Genomic DNA, 12,311 nt, shown 5'->3' on the forward strand with positions numbered 1-12,311 from the left:
CTAGCCTCGGCCCCATGCCAACTTCCTATACTCTCGCCGCCCTCCGCACTTTCGTGGCCGAGCGTGATTGGGACCAATTCCACTCGCCCGAGAACCTAGCGAAGAGCGTCTCGATTGAGGCAGCAGAATTACTCGAGTGCTTCCAGTGGTCGCCCGACTTCGACCAGACGCGTGTTGAGGAAGAACTCGCAGACATCGTTACTTACTGCATTCACCTGGCGAATAAGATCGGCGTCGACCTCGACGACATCGTGATGGCCAAGCTCGCAAAGACAGAGCAGAAATATCCAGTCGAGTTAAACCAAGGCCTCATCAACAAGCGAGAGCGACCCGAGTGACGAGCATCCATCGTCTGCCGTTCATCAAAGCGGCAATCAACGAGAACCATGACGCGCAGCTCCGAGACTGGCCCGTCGTCTACGTCATCGATGGTCGTCACAAGCTCTACGTCGGCGAGACCATCAGTGCGCAGAAGCGGTTGCGCCAGCATCTTGACGGCCCCAAGAAGCACGCAGGCCTGAAGTCGGTCCGTGTCGTCGTCGATGACACCTTCAACAAGTCCGCCTGCCTCGATCTCGAATCGCATCTCATACGCTGGTTCTCCGGCGACGGGCGGTACGAGGTCCTCAATGGCAACGACGGTCTCACCGACGCGAACTACTACGACCGCGAGCTGTACCGGCAATCCTTCCACGATGTTTTCGAACGACTCCGCGATGAGGGGCTCTTCACCCGCAGCATTCCCGAGATCGAGAATTCCGACCTCTTCAAGCTGTCGCCCTTCAAAGCACTGACGCCCGACCAAGCGGCAGCAATCGAGGACATCGTCGAGGGTCTGCTCCAAGACCTCCAGCATCCCGATCGCCGATCGACGCTCGTCGTACAGGGAAACCCCGGGACAGGCAAGACGATCATCGCGATCTACCTAATGAAGCTCCTCGCCGACATCCGCGATTTCGATCACCAGGACGACATCGAACCCGACTCGATGTTCGCGGAGTTCTTCGTCCCGGAGAATCGCGAGTTGCTCAGAACCCTGCGTATGGCCCTCGTCATCCCCCAGCAGTCCCTGCGCGAGTCCGTCAAGCGGGTGTTCAAGAAGACCCCGAAGCTGCATCCCTCGATGGTTCTCACCCCGTTCCAGCTCGCCGAGTCAGCGGATGCATTCGATCTGGTCCTCGTCGACGAAACTCACCGCCTAGGGCAGCGGGCGAATCAGGCGTCCGGCATGCAGAACAAGAAGTTCACGCAGCTCAACGAGAAGTTGTTTGGCAGCGACGATCCGCGCTACACGCAGCTCGACTGGATCAAGGCGCGCAGTCGACATCAGTTGCTACTCGTCGACGGCGAGCAGACGGTGCGCCCGCACGACCTGTCGCCGAGTGTGCTCGGTGCCGAGATTCAATCAGCTCGCAACGCTCACCGGCTATATCCCCTGATGACGCAGATGCGCGTACGGGCCGGTGCGGACTATGTGGAGTACATCCGATCGCTGCTGCGTGGAGATGCCGCCGCTAGGCCTCATCTCGGCGATTACGACCTGCGATTCTTCGACAATCTTGGAGAGATGCGCGCGGCTATCCGTGCCCGCGACAGCGAAGCCGGTCTGTCGCGCATGGTCGCCGGGTACGCCTGGGATTGGGTTTCTCATCCGAAGCGCAACCCGGATGCATTCGATATCGAGCTCGACGGCGAGCAGATGCGCTGGAACAAGGCGCAGAAAGACTGGATTAACTCACCCGGTTCCCTCGAGGAAGTCGGCTCGATCCACACCGTGCAGGGATACGACCTCAACTATGCGGGCGTCATCATCGGTCCGGACCTTCGCCTGGATGCCGAGACGGGACACATCGTCGCCGACCGCGAGAACTACCGAGACAAGAAAGGCAAGGAAAACACCGGTCACCTCAAAGGTGCGTTCGGTGACGACGACTTGCTCGTTTTCATCCGCAACATCTACGGTGTATTGCTGACGCGCGGAATGCTTGGAACGTACGTGTACGTGTGCGACTCCGGCTTGCGGGAGAAGCTCCGGTCAGCTCTCGCTGGAGTCTGACGTGACCAGGCCGTCTTCCGGCGTCCACGACCAATGCGACTTCGTCGGGTCCTCGAATGAGATACGGGTCACTGCATACCTCTGCGCCTTGACGAGAGGTTCGTATGACACGTCCGAAGCCACGGACTGCGGGTCTCCCCACGCCTGATCAGCGCCGCGTTTGTTGCTCGGGATCACATACGATCCCGGCGGAAGCGAAGTGAACGTAATGTCGCCGGATCTCCCTGTCGCGAGCGCGTTGCCGCACGTCTCGATGCGGACATTGCGGAAGACGGTCGCGCCCTCGCCGGCATTCGTGACCAGAACTCCGAATAGTTTCTCTCCGCCAACGTGCCAGATAACCCACCAGGCCTGCAGCTGACGCGCGACCGTAGCAAGCCGTCGCTGTTCCTCACGCCGACTCGTCGCGGCAGCGCTACCTTTGCTCAGCCGTCCGATTTGCGGCAAGTGCGGTGCGCAACGCGAGCACGCTGACGACGGCCGCCGCGAGCCCTCCAACTGCCGCGACGACATCCGCCAAAGTTCCGAACTCCATTAAGCCCCCCTCCGGTCCGACGTTATCGCAGGGAAGTGCGATGGCGTCGGTGCCAACTTTCTTGACATTGTGATGTCGAGGCAAGAACCCTGTCCTCGACACCCTCCGCCGCTGCCTCCATGCGCCTCGCGCTGCGGCGCCTCGTCATCCGTCACCCCGCAAGCTCCTCCCGCACCCACGCCCGCAACGTCGTCGGAGTGGTCGTCACCACCGACCGCTCCTGCTCGGGCGTGAAGTCGTCGCGCAGTCCGGTCGACATCCCCAACACGGCATCCGCCATCGCCTCCGGCAATCCGGCGTCGACGTACTGCTGCCGCATCTCTTCATCTGCGATCCGCTCGACGGTCACATCTCGCCCGAGCTCCTGCGTCAGGATCCCGGCGACCTGCGACCAGCTCAGGTCTTCAGGCCCGTGCACGGCCCGCACGCGATGTCCGGTCCATTCGCGATTGAGCAGCGTCAGCGCCGCTACCTCAGCGATGTCGCGGGGCGCCACCCAGGCCATCGGGGCGTCGATCGGCAGTACCGTCTGCAGCCTGCCTGACTTCAATGACTCGACGTCGAGCAGAAGGTTGGTGAAGAAGTAGCCGCACCGCAGATGGGTGACGTCGGTGTCGAGACGGTCCAGCGCGACCTCGGTCGCTGCGAGCCCGTCGATCTCACCGGCACCGTGACGCTTCTCGGCGCCGACGCTGCTCTGGAACACGACGCGACCGATACCGTTCTCGGCGACCGCACGCACGAGAGCCTCGGTGGCGCGGGCGTAGTCCGCGAGCGGATCCTCAGACATGACCGACGGATCGACCCAGTAGATGGCATTCACGCCGCGAGTCGCGTCCACGACCTCGTCGGCATTCTGCGAGTCCGCGCGCGCCACGTCGACGTAGGGGATCAGCTCCGGGGAGATCCGTTCTGGGTGCCGCGTGAGCAGCAGCGGCCGGATCCCTGCGCGCACCAGCATCCGCGTGAGGTGGTGACCGACGTTGCCGTTGGGGGTGGTGACAGCGATTCGCATAACTAGTCCTTTCGTGTGGGACTGGCCACGTTAGATGCAGATGCGGCCTGTTTTTGGCCGCATCCTCGGCGATCATGGAATCGTGGACTCGCCATCGAATCGCACCCTGCGTCTGCTGTCACTGCTTCAGGCAGGTGGCGATTGGAGCGTTGCTGCGGTCGCTGAGCGACTGGAAGTGAGCCAGCGAACCGTGCGGCGAGACGCGCAACGACTGCGGGAGCTCGGGTACGACGTGCAGTCCAGACCGGGTCCGGGAGCCGGATATCAACTGCGCCCGGGGACGAAGATCCCCCCGCTCCTCCTCAGCGCTGATGAGGTCGCGACGATCATCACGAGCCTGCTCGTGCTCGAGACGTGGAGCCCCGATGACCCGACGGCATCCGTCGCCCGCTCGAAGCTCGAGCAGACATTGCCGCCCGCCCTGCGCCGACGCGCGGCCGCCACCGCGATCTCGACCCAGATCCTGCAGGAGCCGCCCGCACCCGTGGACTGGGCGATCGTCGGCATCCTGTCCGATGCGGTCGCCCAGGGTGCACGCGTCGGCTTCGATTACACGGATCAGTCCGGGCGGCCGTCGGCGCGCGTGGTGGAGCCGCACCGCCACTTTCTACGGAACCGGCATTGGTACGTCGTCGGCTTCGATCTCGACCGAGGCGATTGGCGCTTGTTCCGACTGGACCGGATGCAGTCGACCAGCATCCTTCCCGGCGCGCACTCGTCCCGGGAGTTCCCGTTCGCATCGATCGAGAGCTGGTTGGCCAGCGACTTCGGTCGGACCAGCTCACCACTTGATGAAGCCAAGAATCGCTGAGCACTGATCACCCCGCCATATCCCGGACCCGCGTCGCTTTCAACCCCGTTCCCGCGAATGCGCAAACAGCGCATCGTTGGCTGCGACAGATGGAACGGAAGAGAAAGGTGTACGACATGACTGACTCCACGGACGATCGCGCGAAGGTCGCAGAACTCGTCAAGAAGTTCCGATTCGCGATGTTCGTCACCCGTCACACCGACGGCACGCTCGTCGCGCACCCGCTCACAGTGCAGGAGGCGGAGTTCGACGGCGACCTGTGGTTCCTCGTCTCGAAGAACTCGTCGCCGATCAGAGACCTCGCCGCCGACTCGCACGCCAACGTCTCGCTCAGTTCGAGTGACGCCTGGGTCTCGCTTTCGGGCACGGCCCGACTCATCGAGGACCGCGAGAAGATCGGCGAGCTGTGGAACCCGGTGGTTGAGGCCTGGTTCCCCGATGGCCCGGATGACCCCGCTGTCGGCCTGCTCAAGTTCAGCGCGGACTCGGCCGAGTACTGGGACACCCCGGGCGGAAAGATCGCCACAGCGTTCAGCTTCGTGAAGTCGAAGATCACCGGCGAGCGCTACGACGGCGGCGAAAGCGGCAAGGTGGATCTCTGAGCCGGCGGGCGCGACGAGCGCAGGCTGCCATATAACGAAGGAGGCGCCATGAGTTCCCCCGAGGACCAGCCACACCGGAAGCACATCCCCGACCCGACCGAGGCCACCGTGCCGGAGATCGAGCTAGACGAGAACATCGCGCCCCGACCGGAGGAAGTAGTCGCTGACTTGCTCCGGGCAGAACCCGACGTCGAGGATCATGCCCAGCATCCGGAATGAGCCTGCGCCGCAGTGAGCCGAGCCGCATCTTGCGAAAGCTGGGCACCCAGACTGATAACGTTCCCTCGTAGCGCTCTCATGCTCCCTATGTGAGCGCGCGTCGAAGGGCAACATAATGGCTGGCAAGCCGCACCGTCCGACCGTCAAAGAGGTCGCGCAGCGCGCGGGTGTAAGCCCGATGACGGTCTCGCGCACGCTCTCCGGCGGTGTCAACGTCAAGCCCGACGTACAGCAGCGAGTGATGGATGCCGTGGCCGAGCTCGGCTATCACCGCAACGAGAACGCGCGCAGCATCCGTCCTGGCCAGAGCAGCGGGCTCATCGGCGTCGCCATCACGAACATCGCCAACCCCTACTACAGCACGTTCGCCCTCGGCGTCGAAGAGGAAGCCGCCCTCACTGGCCGGCGCATCCTGCTCGGCAATACATCGGAGGATCCGGCCCGCGAAGCGGAACTCGTCGGCGACTTCCTCGGACGACGCGTCGACGGGCTCATCGTTGTCCCCGCCAGCTCCACTTCATTGCACCTCGCGCACTCGCAGAGTCAGGGCGTGCCCGTCGTGCTCGCCTCGCGCCGCGTCGACGGGCTCGACGCGGACAGCGTCGTGCTCGCCGACGATGACGGCGCCTATCGCGGAACCATCGCCCTCATCGATGCCGGCCACACACGCGTCGGATACCTCGGCAACACGCTCTCGATCTTCACCGGAGAGCGCCGGCACGCGGGGTTCATCCGTGCTCTCGAAGAACGCGGCATTAAAATCGAGCCGACACTCATCGCCGCTGGTCAGCAGACCGTCGACCAGGCCCGCGACGCCACCCGCGCGCTGCTCGGAATGAAGAACCCGCCGACCGCGATCTTCTGCGCCAACAACCGCAACGCGATCGGCGCCGTCAAAGAGATCAGCCAGCAACTGCACGCGGGGCTCAAGACGGCGGACGAATTCCCTGAACTCATGAGCTTCGACGACTTCGAGCTGGCCGAGCTGTCACCGGTGCCGATCAGCGTCATCGACCACGACCCGCGGGAACTGGGGCGAACAGCGGCGCGGATGCTGTTGGACCGGCTCGATGCTGGTGGCGAGGATGCTGCGGTGCGGGAGGTCGAGCTGCCGGTGTCGTTACGGATGCACGTGCGGTAGGGCGTTCGTTTCGACTCGCTGGCGCTCGCTCAACGCGTTTCGTCTCGCCTTCGGCTCTCTCAACGCCCCGCAAAGTGGTGCTCGCTGGCCGCGCGGAGGACCATTGCAGAAAAGTAGTTGACACCCTTTGATCAGATTGGTAACGTTACCAATCACGCAGCAGACGAGGAGGCCTGATGGAGCTGTGCATTGACTTCGGTGGCACCGAGATCAAGCTCGCCGTCATCGATGGCGGACGCGTCCTCGGCATCGACAGCATCCCCATTCGCGGCGATGAGACCGACCTCGCAGCAGCGATCATGGCATCCCAGGCACTGATTGTGCAGACCGACACCGCACCCACCGCGGTCGGGATCGCCGTTCCCGGTGTCGTCGACCCGGCATCCGGACGCATGCTGCACGCCAACGACAAGTACGACTTCCTGCGCGGCTTCGATCTCCACTCCTGGGCAAAGAGCGAACTCGGCCTGCCCGCCGTTGTTGAGAACGACGCGCGCGCGGCACTCATCGGCGAGACATCCACCGGCTCCGCCGGCGGCGAGCGCGATGCCGTGCTCGTCACGCTGGGGACCGGCATCGGGACGGCCGCGATGATCGACGGGGTCCCGCTGCGCGGGGTCACCGGGCATGCCGGCATTCTTGGTGGGCACGTCACCGTCGATATCAATGGACCGGCCTGCCCTTGCGGGAACGTCGGGTGCGCGGAGGTGCTGGCCAGCGCTTGGGCGCTCAGGGAGGGGACGCTTCGACTCCCTTCGGTCGCTCAGCGCGTTTCGTCTCGCTCCGCTCGCTCAACGACCCGCAACTCGACCATGCGCGAACTCTTCGAGAGTGACGACCACGCCGACGTCCGCAACAGCTTCCTGCATGTGTGGGGCGCGACAGTCGTCACGCTGATCCACATGTACGACCCCTCGGTCGTGATCCTCTCGGGCGGCATCCTGCGCGCGGGCGACGCCGTCAGCGCGCCTGTCGAGGCATACGTGCGAGAGCACCTCTGGCCGTCCATGACCGCGCCACGATTCATCGTGCCGCCGGAACCCGAATACTCCGTCGCCCGCGGGCTGAGCACGCTCGCCCGCCAGGCGCATCCACACACCGAGCAAGACCAGGAGAACAAGTGAGCACGCCGATCAGCGACATGCACGAGGGCCACACCGAACGCGGCCGCTACGACACCCAACCCACCGTGGCACTGCCCGAGGGAGAGAAGATCCTCCGCGGAGCGGCTGCGTGGCAAACAGCCGCAGAGGGCACGAGCATCCTCCTCGTCGACACCTACCCGGGCGTCGACGTTCCCGCCCTCACCGCGCAGATCCGCGAGGCCCTCCCCGCCTGGAACATCGTCGACGTCGAAGACGCCGCCCGCCCCGTCACCGAGGTCGAGCAGCTCATCGCCCCGAACCTCACCGACGACCGGGTCTTCGGCGTCATGAGCCACTTCACGCTCACCGACTTCTACGACGATGCCAAGCTCGCCGCGCTGGCCGGCACCGTCACCGAGAAGACCGTCGTCATCGGCTGGGGCGCAGCCCTGCTGGCAGAAAAGACCGAGGACGCCACGACCGTCATCGTCGACATGGCTCGCTGGGAGATCCAGTTGCGGCAGCGCGCCGGCGCCACCAACTGGCGTGCGAACAACCCGAGCGAAGACAATCTGCGCAAGTACAAGCGCGGCTTCTTCGTCGAGTGGCGCGTCGCCGACCGCCACAAGCGCTCCCTCTTCGACACGGTCGACTTCGTCGTCGACGGCAACGCCATCGCCCCAGCACAGCCGTCCGAGCACGCGCACGACGCCGGCATGATCACCGGCGACGCGTTCCGCGCCGCGCTCAAGGAAGCAGCATCCCGTCCCTTCCGCGTCGTGCCCTTCTTCGACCCCGGCGTATGGGGCGGCCAGTGGATGAAGAACCTCATCGGCCTCGACCCGTCGAAGGACAACTACGCGTGGTGCTTCGACTGCGTACCGGAGGAGAACTCGCTGCTGCTCGAGGGCGACGGCGGCGTCATCGAGATCCCCTCCCTCGACCTCGTCTTCGCCCAGCCGGTCGAGCTGCTCGGCGCCAAGACGTTCTCACGCTTTGGTGCGGAGTTCCCGATCCGCTTCGACTTCCTCGACACCATGGACGGCGGCAACCTCAGCCTGCAAGTGCACCCGCTCACCGACTACATCAAGAACACGTTCGGCATGCCCTACACGCAGGACGAGAGCTACTACATGCTCGACGCCGGCGACGACGCAGTGGTCTACCTCGGCACCAAGAACGGCATCGACCAGGACGCCATGGTGCGTGACCTCGTCACCGCCCAGAACGGCGACCAGCCGTTCCCCGCCGAGAAGTACATCAACTCGTTCCCGGCGAAGAAGCACGATCACTTCGCCATCCCCGCCGGCACCATCCACTGCTCCGGGGCGAACTCGATGGTGCTCGAGATCTCGGCGACGCCGTTCATCTTCACGTTCAAGCTGTGGGACTGGGGCCGGGTCGGACTCGACGGCATCCCGCGCCCCGTGCACCTCGATCACGGCGCCCGCAACATCCAGTGGGACCGCGACACCAACTGGGTGAACGAGAACCTCATCGACCAGGTCGACACGATCCGCGAAGACGGCGACGTCGTCGAAGAGCGCACCGGCCTGCACGAGCTCGAGTTCATCGAGACCCGACGCCACTGGTTCACCCAGAGCGCCGACCACGATACCGAGGGCACCGTCAACGTCATCAACCTCGTCGAGGGCGATGAAGCGCGGGTCGTCAGCCCGACCGGGTCATTCGAGCCGTTCGTCGTCCACTACGCCGAGACCTTCATCGTCCCGGCATCCGTCGGCCCGTACCGGATCGAACGGACCGAGCACTCGCAGAGCGCCCGATTCGCCACATTGAAGGCCTACGTGCGGGGATCCCGCACGAGCGACAACTGAACACACAGCACCCCACAACGCACCACCAAGAACAAGGGAGTTCCCATGATTTCGCGACGCAAGATCGCCATCGCCATCACCGGCGTGGTCTTGGCCGGAGTGGCCCTCGCAGGCTGCTCCGGCGGTTCCGGCGGCAGTGACGGTGAGACCACCGGCACACTCAACTTCTACACCGACAAGGCCGCGTGGAAGCCCGACTTCGAGTCGCTCAACGAGACGAGCGGCGCCGACGTCGACATCACACTGAAGACGACGGGTTACTCGGACGCCAACCAGTACGACGCCTTCATCAAGCAGTCGTTCCGCACCAACAAGTCGCCTGGCCTGTTCACCTGGCACACCGGCCAGGCGCTGAAAGAGCTCGTCGATGACGGCCTGATCGCCGAGACCACAGACATCTGGAAGAAGGCGATCGACGAGGGCTGGGTGAGTGAAGACCTCGCCGAGAGCTACACCTTCGACGGCAAGCAGTACTGCGTGCCGATGAACATCGCCTACTGGATCATGTTCTACAACAAGGCCGCATTCGCCGACAACGGCGTCGAGGTGCCCACCACCTGGGACGAGCTCGACACCGCCGCCGAGACGCTGAAGGCCGCGGGCGTCACGCCGTATTACCAGACCAGCACGCTGTTCACCTTCCAGTGGTTCCAGCATCTGGTCGCCTCGACCGACCCGGAGCTCTACGAGGGTCTGACCACGGGTGAGGTCAAGTACACCGACCCCGAGATCGTCGACGTCATGAACATCTGGCTCGAAGAACACGAGAACGGCTGGTTCAGCGATGCCGGCAGCACGACCGATCCCGCCGTCGCGCTCAAGCAGGGCGACTTCGCGATGATCAACTTCGGCACCTTCTACGCCGGCAACCTCGACGGTGCCGGCATGAGCGCCGACGACTACGGCATGTTCGCCATCCCGGCAGTCAATCCCGACCTCGAGAAGACCCCCGTCGCCGTCGAGTCCGGACCGATCTGCGTCGCCGAGAGCTCCTCACAGAAGGATCTCGGCCTCGCCTACTCGGAGTGGTGGATGTCGGAGGGTGCGCAGACCGCGTGGAACGCCGCCCACGGTGACGTCGCCTTCAACCCGAAGGCCGAGGTCGCCGACCCCGCCCTCGCCGAGATTGGCACCGCGATCGCCGGCGACGACTACCAGCTCTACGACCGCTTCTTCGAGGCCATGCCGACCGAGATCGTGACCACCGCGATCGAGCAGTTCGGCGCATTCAACGCCAACCCCGGCGACCCGATGCCGTTCCTGGAGAAGATCCAGGCCACGGCTGACAAGTACTGGGCTGAGCAGGAGTAACGCCCCGCATGGCGCATCAGAAGACGCGTTATCAGTGGTCCGCCCGGGGCTTCATCGCCCCGGGCGTGCTGCTCATCGCCGTACTGCTCTACCTGCCGCTGCTGTGGACGGTCTTCCTCAGCTTCACCGATTACAACGGCCTCGGCAGCCCCGACTGGATCGGCTTCGACAACTACGTCGAGATGTTCACCGACGGCGACTTCGTCACCTCGGTACTGAACACCCTGCTCTGGGTCATCGGCACGCTGATCATCCCGGTGGGCATCGGCCTCGCGGTCGCGCTGCTCACCTGGAACCTCGGCGGCGGGCTCTGGCTGCGGCTTCCCTTCCTCATCCCGTATGCCCTCTCGGGCATCGGCGTCGGCGTCGTGTGGTCGTTCATCCTGTCGTCCGGCGGCGCGCTCGATCAGGCTCTCGCGATGTTCGGCATCATGGATCCCCCACGCTGGCTTCTGGATGCTCCGCTCAACACGATCGTCATGATCATCGCCGCCTCGTGGCAAGGCGTGGGCGTGAACGCGTTGCTGTTCACGGTCGGGCTGCAGGCCATCCCCAAAGAGCCGCTCGAAGCCGCACGCATCGACGGCGCCAACGGCATCCGTCTTTTCACCAGCATGCTGTGGCCGATGCTGCGCCCGCTCACCGCTGTCGTCGTCGGACTTTCGATCGTCGCCAGCCTGAAGACCTTCGACATCGTCTGGGGCATGACCAAGGGCGGACCCGGCACCGTCTCCGAGACCCTCGCGCTCACGATGTACAAAGAGACCTTCGTCAACAGCGACTACGGCCTGGGTTCCGCGATCGCCGTGTTCCTCACGGTCATCACCCTGATCGCCTCCGTGACGTACCTGCGCCAGCAGCTCTCGCCGAAGAAGGAGATGTGACATGAAAGCCCTCCGCTACGGCATCCTCATCGTCCTGGGATTCGTGTGGCTGCTGCCCGCGTACCTGCTCGTCGTCAACGCGATGAAGGACCCGACGACCTTCACCTCGAAGACGTCGTGGATCCCCACCGACTTCCACCTGTTCGAGAACATCGCGGCGGCCTTCGAGTTGTCCGGCCTCGGCAGCAGCGTACTGAGCACGCTGCTCTACGCGATCATCTCGCCCACCATCGCGGTGCTCGTCGGGGCGGCCGCGGGATTCGCGATCGTCGCGCTGCGCCTGAAGCACGGCTTCACCTGGTTCGTCGTGATCTTCGGCGGATCGGTGTTCCCGTTGCAGATGATCCTGCTGCCGCTGTTCGACGCCTACTCCCGCACGGGAATGTTCGACACCCGCGTCGGCATGATCATCATCTACACGGTCATCTCGATCCCGTTCTCGGCCTTCGTGATGCGCAACTTCTTCACCGGCGTCGCGCACTCGACTTTCGAGGCCGCGGTGCTCGACGGCGCCACGACGTGGAAGATCTTCACCCGCATGTACCTGCCGATGGCATCGAGCGCGCTGGTCGCGATCTTCATCCTGCAGGCGACATTCGTGTGGAACGATCTGCTGCTCGGTCTCACGCTCAGCCAGTCCGACGACATCCGCCCGATCATCACCACCCTCTCCGGAATGCAGAGCACGTACGGCGGCGCGCAGATGTCGACCGTGCTCGCCGCGGCCGTGATCGTGTCGCTGCCCACCGTCGTGCTGTTCCTCTGCACGCAGAAGTTCTTCAGCAAGGGCCTGGCCCTCGGCCAGTACTGAAAG

Annotated in this window: 12 protein-coding genes; 11 read left to right on the top strand and 1 reads right to left on the bottom strand. The window is 64.3% G+C overall.

Going from position 1 to position 12,311, the window contains the following annotated elements; all coding sequences use genetic code 11:
• The first annotated feature begins 14 nt into the window (after positions 1-14).
• Entirely contained in the window at positions 15-338 is a 324-nt protein-coding gene (locus tag ACNPNP_RS15595) for a nucleotide pyrophosphohydrolase (RefSeq protein WP_448966938.1), read from the top strand.
• Complete coding sequence (locus tag ACNPNP_RS15600; protein ID WP_448966939.1) at positions 335-2,056, top strand: DNA/RNA helicase domain-containing protein; 1,722 nt, start codon at positions 335-337, stop codon at positions 2,054-2,056. Before ACNPNP_RS15595 ends, ACNPNP_RS15600 begins: the two co-directional genes overlap by 4 nt.
• Positions 2,057-2,742: 686 nt before the next feature.
• On the opposite strand, the gene ACNPNP_RS15605 is transcribed toward ACNPNP_RS15600, so the two are convergent.
• On the bottom strand, positions 2,743-3,606 hold the full coding sequence (locus ACNPNP_RS15605; protein ID WP_448966940.1) for an NmrA family NAD(P)-binding protein: 864 nt from the start codon (positions 3,604-3,606) through the stop codon (positions 2,743-2,745).
• An 82-nt stretch (positions 3,607-3,688) separates the two neighbouring features.
• On the opposite strand from ACNPNP_RS15605, the gene ACNPNP_RS15610 reads away from it, so the two are divergent.
• The 9 genes from ACNPNP_RS15610 (at position 3,689) to ACNPNP_RS15650 (ending at position 12,308) form a co-directional block, all read left to right on the top strand.
• Entirely contained in the window at positions 3,689-4,417 is a 729-nt protein-coding gene (locus tag ACNPNP_RS15610) for a helix-turn-helix transcriptional regulator (protein ID WP_448966941.1), read from the top strand.
• A gap of 116 nt (positions 4,418-4,533) precedes the next feature.
• Positions 4,534-5,019 (top strand): pyridoxamine 5'-phosphate oxidase family protein, encoded by a 486-nt coding sequence (locus ACNPNP_RS15615; RefSeq protein ID WP_448966942.1) that lies wholly within the window; start codon positions 4,534-4,536, stop codon positions 5,017-5,019.
• A gap of 48 nt (positions 5,020-5,067) precedes the next feature.
• Entirely contained in the window at positions 5,068-5,238 is a 171-nt protein-coding gene (locus tag ACNPNP_RS15620) for a hypothetical protein (protein ID WP_448966943.1), read from the top strand.
• A gap of 115 nt (positions 5,239-5,353) precedes the next feature.
• Positions 5,354-6,379: a LacI family DNA-binding transcriptional regulator gene (locus tag ACNPNP_RS15625; RefSeq protein ID WP_448966944.1), complete on the top strand. Its 1,026-nt coding sequence runs from the start codon at positions 5,354-5,356 to the stop codon at positions 6,377-6,379.
• A 176-nt stretch (positions 6,380-6,555) separates the two neighbouring features.
• Positions 6,556-7,503 carry an ROK family protein gene (locus tag ACNPNP_RS15630; RefSeq protein ID WP_448966945.1) on the top strand — a complete coding sequence of 316 codons (948 nt, stop codon included), beginning with the start codon at positions 6,556-6,558 and terminating at the stop codon, positions 7,501-7,503.
• The gene (locus tag ACNPNP_RS15635) at positions 7,500-9,302 is read left to right on the top strand and encodes a class I mannose-6-phosphate isomerase (protein WP_448966946.1); all 1,803 of its coding nucleotides are present in this window, start codon (positions 7,500-7,502) and stop codon (positions 9,300-9,302) included. The genes ACNPNP_RS15630 and ACNPNP_RS15635 overlap by 4 nt, the downstream gene beginning before the upstream one ends.
• Positions 9,303-9,347: 45 nt before the next feature.
• On the top strand, positions 9,348-10,613 hold the full coding sequence (locus ACNPNP_RS15640) for an ABC transporter substrate-binding protein (protein ID WP_448966947.1): 1,266 nt from the start codon (positions 9,348-9,350) through the stop codon (positions 10,611-10,613).
• Positions 10,614-10,621: 8 nt separating this feature from the next.
• A complete protein-coding gene (locus ACNPNP_RS15645) occupies positions 10,622-11,497 on the top strand; it encodes a carbohydrate ABC transporter permease (protein WP_448966948.1) in 876 nt (291 codons plus the stop codon).
• Position 11,498: 1 nt separating this feature from the next.
• Complete coding sequence (locus ACNPNP_RS15650; protein ID WP_448966949.1) at positions 11,499-12,308, top strand: carbohydrate ABC transporter permease; 810 nt, start codon at positions 11,499-11,501, stop codon at positions 12,306-12,308.
• Positions 12,309-12,311: the final 3 nt, after the last annotated feature.

The sequence above is a fragment of the Microbacterium xerophyticum genome, assembly GCF_053543555.1.

Coding starts and splice junctions, on each gene's coding strand:
- ACNPNP_RS15595 (WP_448966938.1), top strand. CDS start 15: ATGCCAACTTCCTATACTCTCGCCGCCCTCCGCACTTTCGTGGCCGAG.
- ACNPNP_RS15605 (WP_448966940.1), bottom strand. CDS start 3,606: ATGCGAATCGCTGTCACCACCCCCAACGGCAACGTCGGTCACCACCTC.
- ACNPNP_RS15615 (WP_448966942.1), top strand. CDS start 4,534: ATGACTGACTCCACGGACGATCGCGCGAAGGTCGCAGAACTCGTCAAG.
- ACNPNP_RS15620 (WP_448966943.1), top strand. CDS start 5,068: ATGAGTTCCCCCGAGGACCAGCCACACCGGAAGCACATCCCCGACCCG.
- ACNPNP_RS15625 (WP_448966944.1), top strand. CDS start 5,354: ATGGCTGGCAAGCCGCACCGTCCGACCGTCAAAGAGGTCGCGCAGCGC.
- ACNPNP_RS15630 (WP_448966945.1), top strand. CDS start 6,556: ATGGAGCTGTGCATTGACTTCGGTGGCACCGAGATCAAGCTCGCCGTC.
- ACNPNP_RS15640 (WP_448966947.1), top strand. CDS start 9,348: ATGATTTCGCGACGCAAGATCGCCATCGCCATCACCGGCGTGGTCTTG.
- ACNPNP_RS15645 (WP_448966948.1), top strand. CDS start 10,622: ATGGCGCATCAGAAGACGCGTTATCAGTGGTCCGCCCGGGGCTTCATC.
- ACNPNP_RS15650 (WP_448966949.1), top strand. CDS start 11,499: ATGAAAGCCCTCCGCTACGGCATCCTCATCGTCCTGGGATTCGTGTGG.